This window comes from Caenimonas sp. SL110 (assembly GCF_001044395.1).
Classification (GTDB): domain Bacteria; phylum Pseudomonadota; class Gammaproteobacteria; order Burkholderiales; family Burkholderiaceae_C; genus Ramlibacter.
This window is the reverse complement of record NZ_JANU01000013.1, coordinates 208673-228316: the sequence shown is the minus strand read 5'-3', so window position 1 is coordinate 228316 and position 19644 is coordinate 208673. Positions and strand designations below refer to the sequence as shown.

Annotated in this window: 15 protein-coding genes and 1 riboswitch; of the genes, 11 read left to right on the top strand and 4 right to left on the bottom strand. The window is 63.1% G+C overall.

The features are described from left to right. Window positions 1–18: 18 nt before the first annotated feature. A riboswitch (S-adenosyl-L-homocysteine riboswitch) is annotated at window positions 19–88 on the bottom strand. A 45-nt stretch (window positions 89–133) separates the two neighbouring features. From AQ12_RS09345 to AQ12_RS09325, 5 genes are all read left to right on the top strand, one after another. Then, complete coding sequence (locus tag AQ12_RS09345; RefSeq protein ID WP_048439597.1) at window positions 134–688, top strand: hypothetical protein; 555 nt, start codon at window positions 134–136, stop codon at window positions 686–688. Between the two features lie 97 nt (window positions 689–785). Continuing rightward, window positions 786–1100, top strand: coding sequence for a hypothetical protein (locus tag AQ12_RS09340; protein ID WP_048439596.1), 315 nt, complete (start codon window positions 786–788; stop codon window positions 1098–1100). A 55-nt stretch (window positions 1101–1155) separates the two neighbouring features. Beyond that, window positions 1156–2250 (top strand): ATP-dependent DNA ligase, encoded by a 1095-nt coding sequence (locus AQ12_RS09335; protein ID WP_082151496.1) that lies wholly within the window; start codon window positions 1156–1158, stop codon window positions 2248–2250. Between the two features lie 81 nt (window positions 2251–2331). Next, entirely contained in the window at window positions 2332–3966 is a 1635-nt protein-coding gene (locus AQ12_RS09330; protein WP_048439594.1) for a peptide chain release factor 3, read from the top strand. 21 nt (window positions 3967–3987) lie between these two features. Next, window positions 3988–4800, top strand: a complete 813-nt coding sequence (locus AQ12_RS09325; protein ID WP_048439593.1) for an HAD-IIB family hydrolase — start codon at window positions 3988–3990, stop codon at window positions 4798–4800. A 25-nt stretch (window positions 4801–4825) separates the two neighbouring features. Here AQ12_RS09325 and AQ12_RS09320 read toward each other — a convergent pair whose 3' ends face one another. Further along, window positions 4826–5788 (bottom strand): tripartite tricarboxylate transporter substrate binding protein, encoded by a 963-nt coding sequence (locus AQ12_RS09320; RefSeq protein WP_048439592.1) that lies wholly within the window; start codon window positions 5786–5788, stop codon window positions 4826–4828. A gap of 113 nt (window positions 5789–5901) precedes the next feature. Between AQ12_RS09320 and AQ12_RS09315 the strand changes: the two genes are divergently transcribed. From AQ12_RS09315 to AQ12_RS09300, 4 genes are all read left to right on the top strand, one after another. Further along, window positions 5902–6621, top strand: coding sequence for a FadR/GntR family transcriptional regulator (locus AQ12_RS09315; protein ID WP_048439591.1), 720 nt, complete (start codon window positions 5902–5904; stop codon window positions 6619–6621). Between the two features lie 116 nt (window positions 6622–6737). Next, window positions 6738–7688, top strand: coding sequence for a dihydrodipicolinate synthase family protein (locus tag AQ12_RS09310; protein WP_048439590.1), 951 nt, complete (start codon window positions 6738–6740; stop codon window positions 7686–7688). A gap of 44 nt (window positions 7689–7732) precedes the next feature. Next, window positions 7733–8650 carry a 2-hydroxyacid dehydrogenase gene (locus AQ12_RS09305; RefSeq protein WP_238587686.1) on the top strand — a complete coding sequence of 306 codons (918 nt, stop codon included), beginning with the start codon at window positions 7733–7735 and terminating at the stop codon, window positions 8648–8650. 21 nt (window positions 8651–8671) lie between these two features. Beyond that, the gene (locus AQ12_RS09300; protein ID WP_048439588.1) at window positions 8672–9658 is read left to right on the top strand and encodes a tripartite tricarboxylate transporter substrate binding protein; all 987 of its coding nucleotides are present in this window, start codon (window positions 8672–8674) and stop codon (window positions 9656–9658) included. A gap of 14 nt (window positions 9659–9672) precedes the next feature. On the opposite strand, the gene uvrA is transcribed toward AQ12_RS09300, so the two are convergent. Next, window positions 9673–15408: an excinuclease ABC subunit UvrA gene (gene uvrA / locus AQ12_RS09295; protein ID WP_048439587.1), complete on the bottom strand. Its 5736-nt coding sequence runs from the start codon at window positions 15406–15408 to the stop codon at window positions 9673–9675. Between the two features lie 142 nt (window positions 15409–15550). On the opposite strand from uvrA, the gene AQ12_RS09290 reads away from it, so the two are divergent. Beyond that, complete coding sequence (locus tag AQ12_RS09290; RefSeq protein ID WP_048439586.1) at window positions 15551–16663, top strand: ABC transporter substrate-binding protein; 1113 nt, start codon at window positions 15551–15553, stop codon at window positions 16661–16663. Between the two features lie 142 nt (window positions 16664–16805). Here the strand turns inward: AQ12_RS09290 and AQ12_RS23135 are convergent, their stop codons facing one another. Continuing rightward, window positions 16806–16970, bottom strand: a complete 165-nt coding sequence (locus AQ12_RS23135) for a hypothetical protein (RefSeq protein ID WP_193387969.1) — start codon at window positions 16968–16970, stop codon at window positions 16806–16808. 42 nt (window positions 16971–17012) lie between these two features. Beyond that, window positions 17013–18671 carry an MFS transporter gene (locus AQ12_RS09285; protein WP_048439585.1) on the bottom strand — a complete coding sequence of 553 codons (1659 nt, stop codon included), beginning with the start codon at window positions 18669–18671 and terminating at the stop codon, window positions 17013–17015. 266 nt (window positions 18672–18937) lie between these two features. On the opposite strand from AQ12_RS09285, the gene AQ12_RS09280 reads away from it, so the two are divergent. Beyond that, window positions 18938–19465, top strand: a complete 528-nt coding sequence (locus AQ12_RS09280) for a pyridoxamine 5'-phosphate oxidase family protein (protein WP_048439584.1) — start codon at window positions 18938–18940, stop codon at window positions 19463–19465. Window positions 19466–19644: the final 179 nt, after the last annotated feature.

The window sequence follows — 19644 nt, the reverse complement described above, 5'->3', positions numbered from 1 at the left end:
GGTCTCACCTCACAGAGCCGTGGGTGAGCGTCGTTGCGTAAGGATCCGAGCCTCACACCGCTGGGGTGCTGCAACGCTCCTCGGATTCGAGAGATTCTAACAACGGGTGCGTTGCCGGCGCTAGACTGGGGTCATGAAGGCATTCTGGGTTTTACTGTTGAGCCTGGCGATGGGAACTGCCGTGCTCGCGCAGGGCGCGGCCGCGCGACCTGCGGTCATCGACTCGCAGGCAGAGTGCACGGCGATGCAGGGAGCGTGGGTTCAGCGCAGCAGCTGGCAAAAGGCCTGCCAGACCTCGTGGGGCCGCACCGAATGCCTGCGGCTCGGTGGCCAGTGGTCTCCCATGGAAGCCGCACCGCTGGGCGGGGTGTGCTTTGCACCAGTGTCCGAATCTGCAGTCGCCCAGCAATGCGCGCAAACCGGCGGCAATTGGGGTCCCTCTGGCTCCCCGATGCCCTTTTGCCAACCCGGCACGGCAAGCGCCAAAGCCGCTCCCGTACGCAAGGCACCCGACGCCAACAAACTCTGCGACAGCCAGCGCGATTGCTCTTATGGGTGCGTCTATCACGGACCCAAGGTTGAGCCGGGCGCGGACGTCATGGGCCGCTGCCGGCCCACCAACGTGGTCAAGGGGTGCTCCGACCTGGTGGAAAAGGGGCGCCTGGCCGGACAGATTTGCGGTGGCTGAGTTTTGGGTAGACGGCATTTTTGTTAGCACTTTTTTATTGATATGGAGTGCTTTCAGGTTGCAAAATCGGCGGACCTATTCAACCCCGAGACGACTTTTGAAAACCAATTTCACGGCCCGATCCACCCACATCCGCCAACCAGTCCTTGCCAGCCCCAGACCACAAGGCCCCACCCTGGACGAGGCCAAAGAACGCCTGAAAATCCTGAGAGACCGACTGATCGCCCAGGAAACCCTGTGCACGGTGCTCTCCATGGTCTCCGGCACGCCGGGGAGCATGGCTGCAAGCGATCTGCAGGCGGCCCAAACGGTGCGCGACAGCATTCAGGAGCAGGTCATCACCCTCGAACACAACATCGAACGGGTCCAAAGCGGTCTCATCGACAAATCGAGGGTTTTTGAAGGGCTGTAGAGGGCTCGGCGGGTCGCTGCGCCGTCGTCGACCCGCAATGGCGATAGCATCCGCCATGACTTCTTCTTCCGCCTCGTTTCCAAAATCCCCGATCGAGCCCATGCTCGCCAAGGTCGCCCAGGAGCTGCCGCCAGAGGGCGCTTTCCTTTTTGAACCCAAATGGGACGGCTTCCGGGCCATCGTTTTTTCGGGTGCCGATGGCATTCATCTGCAAAGCCGCGACGGCAAGGCGCTCAACCGCTACTTCCCCGAACTCGAGCGCGCCCTGTCCGAGATGCTGCCCAAGGGCTGCGTGCTCGACGGCGAGATCGTCATCATGGCCAAACACGGCCTCGACTTCGACGCCCTGCAGCAGCGCGTGCATCCCGCGCCTTCGCGCATTGCACGGCTCGCGAAAGAAACGCCGTCTGCATTCATCGCCTTCGACCTGCTCGCTGCGGGCGGCAAGAGTGTGATGGCATTGCCGCAATCCGAACGGCGCACGCGCCTCGAACGCCTGATCGCCACCGCCAAACCACCGCTGTACCTCACGCCTATGACGCGCGACCGCGCAGTTGCGCAGCAATGGCTGGAGCAATTCGAAGGCGCTGGCCTTGACGGCGTGATGGCCAAGCCTGAAAGCTCGCCGTACCTGCCCGCCAAGCGCGCCATGTTCAAGATCAAGCACTCGCGCACGGCTGACTGCGTGGTCGCAGGTTTTCGCTGGTACAAGGAACGCGAGGACGCGGTGGGATCGCTGCTGCTGGGCCTGTACAACGATGCGGGCGTGCTCCAGCACGCAGGCGTCGCATCCGCATTCACGATGGACATGCGCGTGCAACTCGCCCTTGAACTGGCACCCCTGCGCAACGATGCGCTGGCTGACCACCCCTGGAAGGATTGGGGCGATCCACAGGCGCATGAAGCCAACCGGCTCCCTGGCGCGCAAAGCCGCTGGAGCGGTGGCAAGGACCTGCGCTGGGAGCCGCTTCGGCCCGAGCGCGTCTGCGAAGTCCAATACGATCACATGCAGGGCGATCGTTTCCGCCATGCGACCACCTTCGTTCGGTGGCGCGCCGACAAGCCGCCGCAGGATTGCCGCTATGACCAGCTGGAAGTCACGACGCCCTTTGAGCTGAGCCAGGTGTTCGCCGCGGCGCCCAAACGCTAGATCCGGTTAGACCGGCACAATATGGGCTTCTCGCGCCCGCCGCCCTCGCGGCCCGGCGCCAACGTTTTCCGGAGCCCTTCCTTGTCTGCCTCGCCCTACGCCGCCGAAACCCGGCGCCGCCGCACGTTCGCCATCATTTCCCACCCGGACGCGGGTAAGACCACGCTCACCGAAAAGCTCCTGCTGTTCTCGGGCGCGATCCAGATCGCCGGCTCGGTCAAGGCGCGCAAGGCGTCCCGCCACGCCACCTCCGACTGGATGGAAATCGAAAAGCAGCGCGGCATTTCGGTCGCCTCGTCGGTGATGCAGATGCTCTACCGCGACCACGTCATCAACCTGCTCGACACGCCCGGCCACAAGGACTTTTCGGAAGATACCTACCGCGTGCTCACCGCCGTCGACTCGGCGCTGATGGTGATCGATGCGGCCAACGGCGTTGAAGCGCAGACCCGGCGCCTGATCGAAGTCTGCCGCCAGCGCAACACGCCCATCATCACCTTCGTCAACAAGATGGACCGCGAAGTTCGTGAGCCCCTGGACATCCTCGATGAGGTCGAGCGCGAACTCGGCATGCCGTGCGTGCCTATGACCTGGCCGGTGGGCCAGGGCAAGAGCTTCGGCGGCATCATGAACCTGCGCACCAAGGCGATGACGGTGTTCGAGTCGGGCTCCGAACGCCTGCCGCAAGACTTCGAAACGATTCCGCTGTCCGAACGCGCCAAGCTCACCGAGCGCTTCGGCCGCGAATTCACCGACGCCGAGCAGAGCATGGAACTGGCGATCGGCGCGTCGCCCGAGTGGGACCACGAAGCGTTCCTCGCGGGCAAGCAGACGCCGGTCTTCTTCGGCTCCGGCGTGAACAATTTCGGTGTGATGGAAGTGCTGGAAGCGCTGGTCGATCTGGCTCCGTCGCCGCAACCGCGAACCAGCCAGCTGATGGTCAATCGCCAGCCCGTCATCAAGGAAATCCATCCGGAGGACGAAAACTTCGCGGGCGTCGTGTTCAAGGTGCAGGCCAACATGGACGCCAATCACCGTGACCGTATCGCATTCGTTCGCATGGCGTCGGGCAAGTACACACCGGGCATGAAGCTCAAGGTGCAGCGCACCGCGAAAGAGCTGCGGCCGACCTCTGTGGTGACCTTCCTGTCGCAGCGCCGCGAAGCCGTGGACGAGGCTTACGCGGGGGACATCATCGGCTTCACGACGCACGGCGGCGTGCAGCTGGGCGACACCATCACCGATGGCGCCAACCTGCAGTTCACAGGCCTGCCGTTCTTCGCGCCGGAACTGTTCATGACCGTCATCCTGAAGAACCCGCTTCGCACCAAGCAGTTGCAGCAAGGCCTTGCGCAGCTTGGCGAAGAAGGCGCGATCCAGGTGTTTCGCCCCGAGATTGGCGGCCCGATGTTGCTGGGCGCCGTCGGCCAACTGCAGTTTGAAGTCGTGCAGCACCGGCTCAAGGCCGAATACGACGCCGACATCCGGCTGGAGGGCAGCCAGTACACCGGTGCCCGCTGGATCACTGCCGATTCACCGGCCGAGTTGCGCGCATTCGTCGATGCCTACCCGCAGCGAATGGCGCTCGATGCGGCGAACACGCTCGCGTTCCTTTGCACGTCGCCCTACGACGTGCGCCTGGCCCAGGAGCGCTTCCCCAAAATCCACTTCCATCCGCTGCGCGAACACGCGGGTCTGGCGCTGCATAACAACTGATATTCGACCGTCAAGCCTCGCATGCTCAAGCTGATCGAATGGCCGGTTGTGGACCGGCGGCGCATCACCGGCGTCTTCACCGATATCGATGACACGCTGACCACCGAAGGCGTGGTGACGGGCGATGCCTTGCAGGCGCTTGCCGACCTGCACGCTGCGGGGATTCGCGTCGTTCCGATCACCGGGAGGCCGGTGGGCTGGAGCGAGCCGTTTGCGTTGCAGTGGCCGGTCGATGCGATCGTGGCTGAGAACGGTGCTGTCGCACTTCGCCCTCACCCCAGCCCTCTCCCAGAGGGAGAGGGAGCAGCGATGCGCCTCGAAAAAATCTACCAGCAGGACGTCGAACTGCGCACGAAGAACTACGCGCGCATGCAGGAAGTCGCGCAGCGAATCGTGGCCGAAGTGCCGGGCGCGACGATCTCTCGCGACAGCGCCGGCCGCGAAACCGACATCGCGATCGACCACAGCGAGTACACCCATCTGCCCCCGCATGGCATCGCTCAGGTTGTGAAGCTGATGGAACTCCATGGCATGAACGCCACGGTGAGTTCCATCCACATCAACGGCTGGTACGGTGACCACAACAAGCTCGCCGGCGCACGGTGGATCGTGCGCGAGCTCTACGGACGCGAGCTCGACGACGAGATCGACAACTGGGTCTACGTCGGCGACTCGACCAACGACGTGCTCATGTTCGAACACTTCCCCCACAGCGTAGGTGTCGCCAACATCCGGCGGTTCGAAGCGCAGCTTTCACACCCACCGAAATACATCACGCCGTCCGAGCGCGGCGCGGGCTTCGCCGAGGTCGCACGCGCGATCCTCGAACGATAGGCCTTACCCGTTCACCCACGCACGCTTACTGCGTCTTCAAAAGCCCGAGCTTTTCGACCAGCGCCTTCTCGCGCACAAACGTGTCCTGCGCGAACTTGAGGTAATCGCTGGAACTCATGTAGATCGGCACCATGTCGTACTTGGCCAGCGACTGCACGTAGCTCGGCTCTTCCATCGCCTTCTTGAAAGCATCGTGCAATCGCGCGACCACCTCGGGCGGTGTTCCGCGAGGCGCACCGATGCCGAACGGCGAGTTCTGCACGATGTCGATGCCCAGGTCTTTCAGCGTCGGCACGTCGGGATATTTCGGCAGGCGCTTGTCGCCCCAGGTGTTGAGCACGCGCACCTTGCCGGCTTCCACCAGCGGCGCCCAACCCGTCGAGTCGGCGCCTGCCATGAGCTGCCCGCCCATCAGGGCCTGGTTCAGGTCGGCATTGCCTTTGTAGGGGATGTGGTTGAGCTGGATACCCAGGCGCTGCGCGATCAGTTCGGTGGTGAGGTGCGGGCTTGTGAGCACACCGGTCGAGCCATAGCTCAGCTTGCCCGGGTTGGCCTTCGCGTACGCAACGAAATCCGCCCAGTTCTTGATCGGCCCATCGGTCGGAGCCACGATGCCGAAGGCATAACCCGTGACGTTGATGATGTAGCTGATGTCCTTGATCGGGTCCCAGGTGAGCTTGGTGGTGTACGGCAGCCGAAACACGCCCAGTGGAATCTGCGCCAGCGTGTAGCCGTCCGGTGGCGAAATCTGCAGGTTCTGCGCAGGCAGTGAGCCGCCCGCACCAGCCTTGTTTTCGATGATTACCTGCTGGCCGAGGTGTTTCGACGCGTTCTCCGCGAGCTGACGCATCGTGATGTCGGTCGGGCCGCCCGCCGGAAATGCGATCACCAGCTTGATCGGTCGCGAAGGAAACGCCTGCGCGAACGCGCTCAGCGAGGGGGCGGCCACGGCGGCGGCTGCCAGTTGAACGACTTGTCTGCGGCGCATGTTTTGTCTCCTGGACGGTATTGCTGTCGGCGTATTGCACCCCGTGTCACGGCGGGCATCAATACGGAATCACCCGCGTGCTGTCACCTGCGTTTGTAGAATGGCCCCGCCCCATGAACGCCATCGACCATCCTTCACCCATCGAGCGGCCTCGCCTGTCCGACACGGTTTATGGAGAACTGCTCGACGAGATCATGGCCGGGCGTTTCTCTGCGGGCGATCGCCTGCCGACCGAAAACCAGTTGGCCCAGCGGTTTGCCGTCTCCCGGCCCGTCGTGCGCGAGGCCTTGCAGCGCCTGCAATCCGACGGCGTGGTCATCGCCCGCCAAGGCTCGGGCACCTATGTGCAGCGAAGCCCGTCGCAGCGCGTGGCCGAACTCACCCAGCGCCAGAGCCTGCACGAAGTGCTGCAGGTGATGGAATTTCGCATGGCCATCGAAGAGCTGTCCGCCCGGCTGGCCGCGCGTCATCGCACCGAAGAGCAGATTCGCGAGATCGAGCGCGCACGTCGGGCGCTGAGCGATTCATTTGGCGAAGGCGGACTGGCCAAACAGGCAGATTTCGCCTTTCACCACGCCATTGCGGTGGCGTCGGGCAACGGGTTGCTGGTGGAAGCAATCGACCAGCTCAAGGACCGCGTCGTGAGCGGCATGAATGTCACGCTGTCCCTCACGCGCGAGGCGTCAGAAAAGCGTCGCGACCGGGTGCTGGACGAACACGACCGCATCGTCCACGCGATCCGGGTGGGCGATTCGGACAGCGCCGCCATCGCGATGCGCTACCACCTGGACCAGGCGCGAAACCGCCTGCTGGACCGCCAGCTGGATCGCTGAACACCAGACGCGGGCAAAGCCCTTCGAGCGCACGGGAATTTACAACTTCCATCAATATTGGTAAAGTTGTCAAACAAGTGGCAGACAGCCGCTTGCGCCCATCTGAAGGACCCCCCTTGAAAACCTCCCCCGTCACCAGCGCCGACTTGCGCGCCTCTGTTCTCGCAGTTCCGCCCATGCCGCGCAACGCCGATGGCTCGATCAACCCCGCCGCCAATCGTCAGCTGCTCGATCACCTTCGCGCCGGGCGCGTCACGACCTTCATGTACGGCGGCAACGCCAATTTCTACAACCTGGGCGTCGCCGAACTGGCACGCGTTGTCGATGCGCTTGAGCCGCTACTCGTAGAGCACGACTGGCTGATTCCGTCAGTCGGCGCTGACTTCGGCAAGGCAGCCGAACAGATCGACCTGCTGCGCGAGCGCGCCTTCCCCACCGCGATGGTGCTGCCGCTTCGCTTCCCCGCCAGCCCGGCCGGCGTGGCGAGCGGCATTGGCAAACTGGCTTCCCGCTACGGCCGGCCGGTGATCGCCTACGTCAAGGACGAGGGCTACATCGACAACGCCGACCTCGCGGCGCTGGTCCAGGAAGGCTCTGTCTGCGCGGTGAAGTACGCCATCGTCCGCGAAGACGCGCGCAAAGACCCGGTGCTGGCAGACCTGGTGAACCGGATGGGACCCGACCTCATCATCAGCGGCATTGGCGAGCGGCCGGTCATCGACCACTTCCGCACCTTCGGCTTGCGAGCTTTCACCTCCGGTTCGACCTGCGTGGCCCCGGCCCTGTCGAACAAGATTCGTGAAGCACTGCATGCTGGCGACGACCAGACCGCTGCGGCCACGCGCGAACTGTTCATTGCGCTCGAAGACGCACGCGACAAGTACTCGCCCATCCGCATCCTGCACGCAGCCGTCCAGATCGCGGGCATCGCTGCCACCGGACCCATCGGCGAATTCCTGTCCGTCATCGAGGATCCGAAAGTGCTGGCCCTGCTCAAGGGCGTGGCTGAAGAACTCCTGGCGCTGAACCGGGCCGAAGTGACACGCACCGAGCCGCTGGCCGTATGACGAGCACCTCTGCAAAACACCGCGTGCTTCTCGCGGGGCATGTCATGCCCGCACTGGAAGCGCAGCTGATGGACCTGTACGACTGCCGCGTGCTGAGCGACGAGACCGATCCGGCCGCATTCATCGCGCGCGAGGGTGACAGCTACGAGGCACTGGTCACCGCCAAGAACGGCGCTGACGCCGCGCTGATTGAATCGCTGCGCAACATCAAGGCCATCACACACTTTGGCGTGGGTTATGACAACGTCGATGTCGCAGCCGCCGCAAGGCGCGGCATTGCGGTCAGCAACACGCCCGATGTGCTCAATGACTGCGTCGCTGACCTGGCCATAGGCCTGCTGATTGACACGGTGCGAGGCCTGAGCGCCTCCGAGCGTTTCGTGCGGCGGGGCGACTGGCTTAAGGGGCAGTTTCCGTTGACCACGCGAATCAGCGGCAAGCGCCTGGGCATTGCCGGGCTCGGGCGCATAGGACGCACCATCGCCAGGCGCGCGCAGGGCTTCGACATGGACATCCGCTATTACTCGCGCAACCCGGTGGCCGGTGTGGAGTTCAAGCACGAGAAGTCACTGGTCGAACTTGCACGCTGGTGCGACTTCCTCGTCATCGCCGTCTCTGGTGGTGCGCCGACGCGGCATCTTGTCTCGGCGGACGTCATCGAAGCGCTCGGTCCCGATGGCTATCTGGTGAACATTTCGCGCGGCAGCGTCGTCGATGAGCTGGCGCTGCTCGACGCGCTCACCCAGAAGCGAATCGCCGGCGCGGGACTGGATGTCTTCACCGACGAACCCAAGGTGCCGCCCGCCTTCATGGAACTGGACAACGTCGTGCTGCTGCCCCACATGGCCAGCGGCACACGCGAAACGCGCAAGGGCATGGCCGACCTGGTGCTGCACAATCTTCAATCGCTTTTCGAGACGGGGCGACTGAAGACACCCGTGCCGGTGCCAGCAGGCAACTGACAAAAACCAAGGAGACAAAACATGAAATCTTCTCGCAGGCTTTTCAATGCGCTCGGCGCGCTCACCGTGGTGGCGCTTGCCGCCGCACCGCTGGCCGCACGCGCGCAGGCTGCATGGCCGAACCAGCCGATCAAGATCATCGTGCCCTTCCCCGCAGGCGGCGCATCCGACCAGATCGGTCGCATCATGGCCAAGGCCATCGGCGACGAACTCAAGGCAACAGTCGTGGTCGAAAACCGCTCGGGCGCCAACGGCAGCGTGGGCGCGACGGTGGTGGCCAAGTCAGCGCCTGACGGCTACACGCTGCTGGTGGGAAGCATCGGTGTCTTTGCGATCAACGCGGCGCTCTACAGCAAGCTGCCCTATGACCCGCTGAAAGATTTCGCACCGATCTCGGTGCTGGTGTCCACGCCCAACGTGATGGTGGTCCCTGCGACTTCACGTTTCAACACGGCGCAGGAACTCACCGCATTCCTGAAAGCGAACCCAGGCAAGCTGTCTTACGCATCGTCGGGCGCAGGCTCATCCGACCACCTGACGGCCGAGTTGTACAAAAAGCAGATCGGCGGCTTCGCGGTGCACATCCCGTATCGCGGCGGCGCGCCCGCCATGCAGGACATCATTGCCGGCCAGGCCGACTTCATGTTCAGCAACCTCGGCCCCGCCATGCCGTTCATCAAGGGCGGCAAGATGAAGGCGCTGATGCTCACTGCGGCCAACAAGACGCCGTTGTTGCCTGATGTGCCTACCGCAGCAATGACCGGCGCCAACGTCAACGTGACGAGCTGGCAGGCGATTGCAGCGCCCGCCGGCACGCCACCTGCCATCGTGCAACGCCTGAACCAGATCGCAGTCAAGGCGATGAGCGCGCCCGACGTGAAGGAACGCATGGCATCCCAGGCGTTCGACATCGTGGCCAACTCGCCCGCCGAATTCAGCGACTTCCTGGGCAAGGAAGTGGCGCGCTGGAAAGTCGCCGTCAAGGAATCGGGCGCTGGCCTGGACTGATCGGTCAGCCGGCTTCAGGCACGGGCCAACACCGGCGCGAGCGCAATGCCCGTCGGTGTTTTTTTCGCCACCACCTGTTCAGGAGTTGCTGCGGCAACAATCTTGCCGCCAGCCCTGCCGCCTTCGGGTCCCAGGTCGATGATCCAGTCTGATTCGGCGATCACATCCAGGTCATGTTCGATCACCACCACGCTGTGGCCGCCATCCACCAGCCGGTGCAGCACACGCGTGAGTTTTTCGACGTCGGCCATGTGCAGGCCCACCGTGGGTTCATCCAGCACATAGAGCGTGTGCGGCGGCTTCTGGCCGCGGCGCGTGATGTCGTCGCGCACCTTGGACAACTCGGTCACCAGCTTGATCCGCTGCGCCTCGCCGCCAGACAAGGTGGGTGATGGCTGGCCCAGCGTGAGATAGCCGAGCCCCACATCCTTGAGTAGTTGCAAGGGATGACTGATGTTGGTCATGGCCGCAAAGAACTCGACGGCCTCATCGACTTCCATCTGCAACACATCGCCAATGCTCTTGCCGCGCCATGTCACTGCAAGCGTCTCGGGGTTGAAGCGCGCGCCCCTGCATGATTCGCAAGGCACCTTCACATCGGGCAGGAAGCTCATGCCAATCGTTCGCAGCCCCTGACCCTCGCAGGTCGGGCAACGCCCTTCGCCGGTGTTGAACGAGAAGCGCCCCGGACCATAGCCGCGCGCCTTGGCTTCCAGCGTGTCGGCGAAGAGCCGCCTGATCGTGTCCCAGAAACCAATGTAGGTCGCGGGGCACGAACGCGGCGTCTTGCCGATGGGTGTCTGGTCCACTTCGAGCACGCGATCCACCACCTGGTAGCCGCTCAAGTCCTTGCAACCCACCCACACCGGGTGCTTGCCCTTGTCGTCAGCGTCGCGACCTGCCTTGGTCATGCGCTGCTGCACGGCGGCCTGAACGTTGTGCAGCAACACATCACGAGCCAGGGTCGATTTGCCCGAGCCGGAGACGCCGGTCACGGCGACCAGCCGATGCAGCGGCACATCCACATCGACGTTGTCCAGGTTGTGCAGATTGGCGCCGCGCAACTCCAGCTGCGGCGCATTGCGCTCGACAGCACGGCGCGCCTTCACCGGATGCCTCATGGCATGCAGCAGATAGCGCCCCGTCACGGACTCACTCTCGGCGGAAATATCGGCCGCAGAACCTTGCGCGATCACACGGCCGCCACGCTTGCCCGCGCTTGGGCCTATGTCGATGATGTGGTCGGCGCTTCGAATCGTCTCCTCGTCATGCTCCACGACGACCAGCGTGTTGCCCTTGTCGCCCAGCTTGTGCAAGGCGTTCAGCAGGATCTGGTTGTCGCGCGCGTGCAGGCCGATGGTCGGCTCGTCGAGCACGTAGCAAACGCCTTGCAGGTTCGAGCCGAGTTGTGCCGCAAGCCGGATGCGCTGCGCCTCGCCGCCGGACAGCGTGGGCGCGCCACGGTCGAGCGTGAGGTAACCCAGGCCGACTTCCTCCAGGAATTCGAGACGGCTGCGAATCTCGGGGATCAGGTCGCGCGAGATTCCCTCTTCGCGAACGCTCATCGCGCCTTGAACCTGCAGCGTCTCCACCCAGCGGCGCACATCGACGACCGAGAGTGCCGCAATATCAGCAATGCCCGTCTTGTCGAACTGCACATGGCGCGCCTGCACATTCAGGCGCGAACCGCGGCAGGTCGGGCAGGTCTCATCGGTCACGTCTTCGACCTCCGGCTCTGCAAATGTCTGCTCGCGGCCCTTGCTGTCGTCGTCGCGGATCGTGTCGTCGTACGCCTTGCGCTGGTCCTTGGTCAAGCGCACACCAGTGCCGACGCAATCGGGGCACCAGCCGTGCTTGCTGTTGTATGAAAACAGGCGCGGGTCCAGTTCCGGGTAGCTGGTGCTGCACACCGGGCACGCACGCTTGACCGAGTAGACCTCGATGGTTCCGATGTGGCTGTGCGTGCTTCCATTGATCATCGCGCTGCGCAGGCCGTCCAGCGGCGCGAGCACATGCAGCACGCCCTTGCCATGTTCGAGCGCTTCAGTGAGTTTCGCGCGAAGCAGCGACTCGTTGGCAGCCGTGATCTCCAGATCGCACACTGGCAATTCAATCGTGTGCTCCTTGAAGCGGTCGATGCGCGGAAAACCGGTGGTCGGCAGGAAGTTGCCGTCCACGCGCAGGTAGGGGTAGCCGCGCGGTCGCGCCCAGTCGGCCAGCTCGGTGTACACACCCTTGCGGTTGATCACCAGCGGCGCGAGCAGGCCGATGTGTTGCCCCTTGTATTTGCGCATCAACTGCGCGGCGATGCTGTCCGGTGTCTGCGGGCGCACCTCCGCGCCATCATTGACGCAATGCTGGATGCCCAGCTTCACGTAAAGCAGGCGCAGGAAATGCCACACCTCGGTTGTCGTGCCGACGGTGGACTTGCGCCCGCCGCGCGAGAGCCGCTGCTCGATCGCGACGGTCGGCGGAATGCCGTACACCGCATCGACCTCGGGCCGCCCCGCTGGTTGAACGATGCTGCGCGCGTACGCATTGAGCGACTCAAGATAGCGGCGCTGCCCTTCATTGAAAAGGATGTCGAAGGCCAGCGTGGACTTGCCCGAACCGGACACGCCGGTGATGACGCTGAACTTGTTGTGCGGGATATCGACCGACAGCGACTTGAGGTTGTGCTCGCGCGCGTTCACGATCTGGATGGCGCGCGGTGGTTCCACCACCTTGACATACTTCAGCGAAGGCTCCGACACATACGAACCCACACCGAGCGTCACGTCGTAATCGCGCAGGGCCTTGGCGGTGTGCGAAGTCGCGTGCAACCGTACTTCTTCCGGCGTTCCCTGCGCCACCAGCAGTCCTCCGCCCTCACCGCCTTCGGGTCCCAGGTCGATCAGCCAGTCGGCTGCGCGAATCACATCCAGGTTGTGCTCGATCACGATGATGGAGTTGCCGCCATCGAGCAACCGGCGCATCGCACGCATCAGCTTGGCGATGTCATCGAAGTGCAGGCCGGTGGTCGGCTCGTCGAACATGAACATCGTGCCGCGCCGTGCAACCAGTTGCCGGCTTGCGCTGGTCTTGCCTGCAGCGAGAAAGCCCGCGAGCTTCAGGCGCTGCGACTCACCGCCCGACAAGGTCGGCACCGGCTGGCCCAGCTTCACATATTCGAGACCCACATCGGCAATCGGTTGCAGCGTACGAATCACTTCACGGTCATTGGCGAAAAGCGAAGCCGCTTCACTGACCGTGAGGTCGAGAACATCCGCCACATTCATCACGCGGAAATTGGAATCTGACCCCAATTTTCTTTCGATGGTGACTTCGAGGATTTCGGGGCGGTAGCGCTTGCCGTCGCAGTCGGGGCAGCGCAGGTACACGTCGGACAGGAACTGCATCTCGACGTGCTCGAAGCCCGAGCCGCCGCAGGTGGCGCAGCGGCCGTCACCGGAGTTGAAGCTGAACTTGGAGCCGGTGTAGCCGCGCTGTTTCGCAAGCGGCGCGGTTGCAAAGATTTCGCGGATGGCATCCCATGCGCCGACATAGCTCACCGGATTGGATCGCGCAGTCTTGCCGATGGGCGACTGGTCCACGAAGACGACTTCGCTCAGGTGGTCGGCGCCGAGCAGCCGGTCGTGAAGGCCCGGTGTCTCGGTCGCCTTGCCGAAGTGGCGAATGAGCGCCGGTGCGAGCACGTCCTGGATCAGGCTGGACTTGCCTGATCCCGAAACACCGGTCACGCACACCAGGCGTTGCAACGGAAATTCAATGTCGAGATTCTTCAGGTTGTGCTCGCGCGCACCTTCGAGAATCAGGCGCGGTGTGGCGTCGGTGACCGCACGCTTGAAGCCCATGCCCACATGCTTGCGGGCGCCCAGGTACGCACCAGTCAGCGTGTCGGCGTTGCGCAGATCGCGCGTCGTTCCGTCGAACACGATCTGGCCGCCACGCTCACCTGGTCCCGGCCCCATGTCGATGATGCGGTCGGCTGCCACCATCACGGCCGGGTCGTGCTCCACCACCACCAGGGTGTTGCCTGCATCACGCAATCGCTTCATGGCCTCGGTGATGCGGTTCATGTCGCGCGGATGCAGGCCGATGCTGGGCTCGTCCAGCACGAACAGCGTATTGACGAGCGAGGTGCCCAGCGCCGTGGTCAGGTTGATGCGCTGCACTTCACCGCCCGACAGCGTGCGGCTTTGCCGGTCGAGCGTGAGATAGCCGATGCCGACATCGACGAGGTATTTCAGGCGCGTCGTGATCTCTTCATACAGCAGCTTGAGCGCCTGATGGTCGCCATGCCGGTCGGGGTTCAGGTCACTGCTGAGTGCCTCGTTGTGAACCAGCGGCGAATTGCTGTCGAAGAACCGTCGCACCCGGTCGATCGGCATCAGCATGAGGTCGTGCAGGCACAGACCCGGCAGCGCTTGCAGTTGCTCGCGCGTCCAGTCCACACCCACGGGCATGAATCGCTTCGATGGATCAAGCACCGAATCAGCGTCTTCCTTGCTGCCGATGCGCCAGAGCAGGCTTTCGGTTTTCAGCCGCGCGCCGCCGCAAGTCTCGCAGGGCGTGTAGCTGCGGTACTTGGACAGCAGCACACGGATGTGCATCTTGTACGCCTTGGTTTCCAGGTACTGGAAGAAGCGCTTGATGCCGTACCACTGCTTGTTCCAGTTGCCGTCCTTGAAGCCGGGCGTTCCATTGATGACCCAGCCTTTTTGCTCGGGCGTGAGCTTGTACCAGGGCGTGTCGCGTGGAATGCCTGCGGCCTCGGCATGACGCATCAGGTCGTCCTGCGCTTCGGCCCATGCGGGCGTCTGAATGGTCTTGATCGCGCCCGCGCGCAAGGTCAGCTTGTCGTTGGGAATGACCAGGCCGTAGTCCACCCCGATCACACGGCCGAAGCCACGGCAGACTTCGCAAGCCCCCACTGCCGAGTTGAACGAAAACATCGACGGAATCGGGTCGGCATAGCGGATATCGCTCTCGGGGCAATGCAGGCCGGTAGAAAACTTCCAGGTCTCGCTTTCCGTCTCCGAGATCGCCGCGTGTACCGACATGCGGCCCGCACCGCGTTTCAAGGCCACTTCAATCGCTTCGATCGCGCGAATCCGTTCGGTGCCCTGGACGCGAAAGCGGTCTGCCACCACATCGAGCACCTTGCGCGGCCCGGTAGGCGTTGCCACTTCGCGTTCTGCATGAACCCGCGTGAAGCCGCTTGCAGACAACCACTGCTCCTGCTCCTGGGCCGTGGTGCTGGCCGGAAGCTCGACAGGAAATGTCACCACCAGGCGCGGATCGCCCGCCCGCGCAGAACGCGCCATCAGCTCGGCATAGATCGTCTCGGGCGAGTCGTGGCGCACCGGCTGCGCGGTCTTGCTGTCGAACAGACGCCCGGCCCTGGCGAACAGCAGCTTCAGGTGATCGTTGAGCTCGGTCATCGTTCCCACGGTCGAGCGTGACGACCGCACCGGGTTGGTCTGGTCGATCGCGATCGCGGGCGGCACGCCGTCCACACGGTCCACCGCGGGCTTGTCCATGCGGTCCAGGAACTGGCGCGCATAGGCCGAGAAGGTCTCGACGTAGCGTCGCTGACCTTCTGCGTACAGGGTATCGAACACCAGGCTCGACTTCCCCGAGCCACTCGGGCCGGTCACCACGGTGAGTTCACCGGTGCGGATATCCAGATCGAGGTTCTTGAGGTTGTGCTGGCGGGCACCGCGGATGCGGATCAGTCCCTGGCTCATACGGAAGGCTTTCTGCAAGTGGGCCGAACATTCTAGGGACGATGGAGCGTCAGCATTTGTCATGTGGGTTCACAGACGTCTGTACAGGTCTCCAAAAGAGGCATTTCGTCTAACTTGAGCCGATAACTTGAGGAGACACTTCGTGAAACACTGGTATCGCACCGTCGGCGCCGTTGCGCTGGCAACCCTGCTGGCAAACGCCAACGCACAGATCGTCATCGGCCAGACCGCAGGGGTCACAGGCCCCGTCGGGGCCACGGTCAAGGAGGCCATCGAAGGCGCCCGCCTCATCATCGACAGCGTCAACGCCAAGGGCGGACTCAAGGGCGAGCAGATCGAGCTCATCACGCTGGACGACCGTTTTGACGTGAAGCAGGCGGCCGAAAATGCGCGCATCCTGATCCAGGACAAGAACGCGGTCGCGCTGTTCATGACCCGCGGCACACCCCATACCGAAGCCATCCTGCCGCTGCTGCAGACGCACGACCTCGCGCTGGTCGCACCGTCCACCGGCGCGATGCTGCTGCACTCCCCGGTCAACCGCCATGTGTTCAATGTGCGCTCGTCCTACCAGCGAGAGGCCGAAAAAGCCATCGAACACCTGCACACGCTGGGCATCGGACGCATCGCGGTCGTGCACGTCGATGACTCCTTCGGTCGCGATGGGCTCGAAGGCGCCACGAAGGGATTTCTGAAGGCCGGCATCAAGGCCGCTGCCGTCGTGAAGGCCGACCGCAACAAACCGGATTTCACGGCCATCGTGCCCGCCATCGTCCAGGCCAACGCCCAGGCCGTGATCTGGATCGGGACCGGTCAGGCGGTGTCGGACGGCGTCAAGGCCCTGCGCGCTGCTGGATCAGCGGCGCAGGTGGTCACTCTTTCCAACAATGCGTCGGGCGGCTTCATCAAGCTGCTGGGCACCGCCAGCAGGGGCGTGATCGTGACGCAGGTCTTCCCCAACGAACGCTCGTTCAGTTACCGGTTCGTGCAGGAAGCGTTGGCTCTGGCCAAGGAAAAGGGCGTGAAAGAGCTGTCTCCAGCCATGCTCGAAGGATTCGCAGCGGGCAAGGTATTGGTGGAGGCCCTGCGCCGCGCCGGCCCCAAACCGACGCGCGAGAAAGTGCTCGCAGCCCTCGAAAAAATGGAACGCTATGACCTGGGCGGCCTGGAAGTCGGCTATGGCCCGGCCGACCATACCGGCCTGGACTTTGCTGACCTGTCCATCATCGGCCTGGACGGCAAGTTCAAGCGTTAGGGGATGGATTGCGGATCAAGTCCGCAATGACAGTCAAGGGAACTGTCATGCCGGGCTCGACCCGGCATCCACCGCGAAGCGGCAACGCAGCACGAACAAAAAGGGCGCCACCAGGGCGCCCTTTTTACATCACAAGCGCGAACTATTTCGGCGCAGACGCTCCCGACGCCGGATGCGCCGGATCGGGTGCGTGGATGGCTTCGGTTCCGTGCTTCTCGCCACTCATGTCAATGCTGTCGCCACCTTTCATGATGACGTACATGGCCACCGCGGCGAACACGATGAAACCGACTACAAGCTTCCACATGACTGTCTCCTGAATATTTGTTGAACACGGGACATGCTGCGCTCAATCGTTGGCGTAGATGTCGACATCCTTGGTCTCCTTGATGAACAGCGTGCCGATGACGAAGGTCGCGGCAGCGATGATGATCGGGTACCAGAGGCCGTTGTACATGTTACCGGTCTGCGCCACGATGGCGAAGGCAGTCGTCGGCAGCAGGCCACCGAACCAGCCATTGCCGATGTGATACGGCAGGCTCATCGAGGTGTAGCGGATGCGCGTCGGGAACATCTCGACCAGCATCGCGGCGATCGGGCCATAGACCATCGTCACCAGGATCACGAGGTAGGTGAGGATAAGCACCACCAGGAACTTGTTCATCTTGGCGGGGTCGGCCTTGGTCGGGTATCCGGCTGCCTTCAGGTCGTCGGCCACCAGTTTCTTGAACTCGGCGTCCTTCTTCTTGACATCATCGGCGGCAAGACCCTTGCTGCTGTAGCCGGTGATGACCTGCTCGCCGATCTTGATCGACGCCACCGTGCCGGCCGGAGCGGCGACGTTTTCATAACTCACCGAAGCGCCTGCCAGCACCTGCTTGGCGATGTCGCACGAGCTGGTGAACTTGACGGTGCCGGTGGGGTTGAACTGGAACGAGCACTCGTTCGGGTCAGCCGTCACGACGACCTTGTTCTTGACTTGAGCGGCTGCGAGATCAGGATTGGCCGCCTTGGTCAGCGCGCCGAACACCGGGAAGTACGTCAGCGCGGCCAGCAGGCAACCGGCCATGATGATGGGCTTGCGGCCGATCTTGTCGGACAGCGAGCCGAACACGACAAAGAACGGCGTGCCGATCAGCAGCGACATCGCAACCAAAATGTTGGCCGTCGGGCCGTCGACCTTGAGCGCCTGCGTCATGAAGAACAGCGCGTAGAACTGGCCCGAATACCAGACCACCGCTTGTCCAGCCGTCAGGCCGACCAGCGCCAGGATCACGATCTTCAGGTTCTTCCACTCACCGAACGATTCGGTCAGCGGCGCCTTGGAAGTGCGGCCCTCGGCCTTCATCTTCTGGAACGCAGGCGACTCATTCATCGACAGGCGAATCCACACCGAGATGCCGAGCAGCAAGATGGAGCCGATGAACGGAACACGCCAGCCCCAGTCGGCAAAAGCAACCGGGCCGAGCAGCGTCTGCGTGCCCAGGATGACCATCAGCGACAGGAACAGGCCCAGCGTTGCAGTCGTCTGGATCCACGCCGTGTAAGCACCGCGCTTGCCGTGCGGCGAATGCTCGGCGACGTAAGTTGCTGCGCCGCCGTACTCACCGCCGAGCGCCAGGCCCTGCAGCAGGCGAAGCACGATCAGGATGATGGGCGCGGCGACACCGATGGTCGCGTAGGTGGGCAGGATGCCGACGATGAATGTGGACAGGCCCATGATCAGGATGGTGACCAGGAACGTGTACTTGCGTCCGATCATGTCGCCCAGGCGGCCGAAGAAGATCGCGCCGAACGGACGAACGATGAAGCCCGCCGCGAAAGCCAGCAGCGCGAAGATGAAGGCAGAGCCTGCATCCAGGCCCGAGAAGAACTGCTTGGCGATGATGGCTGCGAGCGAGCCATACAGATAGAAGTCGTACCACTCGAACACGGTACCCAGGGATGACGCGAAGATCACCTTTTTCTCTTCGGGCGTCATCGGCCTCGGGGCTATTGCTGCTGCCATTGCTTGTCTCCAATGATTCGCGTCCGGGTTGAACGCATGGGGACCGATTCTTGGGCCCCGCTCTGACCCACCTCTGACGCGAAACCAACACAGCCTTGCGCGAAACTGAACGCGCTCTGACGGATTAGGGTGAAACCCTCGCTTGCTGTTTCACGATGCGGCAAGTCAGCCAAATCTCACAGGCTGGGGCGTCCGCCGCCGACCGGCCGCATCGCCAGCGAAGCACAGGATGGTCCTTTGCAAAGTAATCAAAGCAAGGACAACGCATGAGCAACGACACGACCGGCAAGACTTTTCACGAAGCGCTGTGGACCCTGATCAAGGACACCCGTTTCGCGTTGGTGACGCACCGCCACCCGAACGGGCATCTGCACGCACACCCGCTGACGACGCAAAACCGCACGCTCGAACCGGGTGAGCCGCTTTACTTCTTCGTCTCCAGAAAGAGCGAGTTGGGCCAGCGCATCCAGGCTGATGGCAACGTCTGCGTGGCCTATGGAAACCTCAAGGACGATTCCTGGGTCTCAATCTCGGGCAACGCAACCGTCTCCGAAGACATGGCCAAGAAAAAGGAACTGTTCAACGCACTGGCCAAGGCCTGGTTCCCGGGCGGCTACGAAGACCCGGATCTTGAACTGATGAAGGTCGAGATCCTGGACGCCGAGTACTGGAACGTGCATGAAAGCAAGGTCACGCAGCTGCTGAAGATGGCGACCGCAGCTGTCACCGGCAACAAGCCTGAGATGGGCGAGCATCGCGAGATGCACAAGGATGCATCGGAATCAGTGCACTGAAGGCTGTCATGGCGTGGCCCCAAGGCTGTCATTGCGTTGAGGGCTGTCATCGCGGGGCCCAAGGCTGTCATCGCGGGGCCCAAGGCTGTCATTGCGGGCTTGACCCGCAATCCATCTTTATTCAAGCGCCGCGTCCGCTTCGCGGTGGATGCCGGATCAAGTCCGGCATGACAACCTGG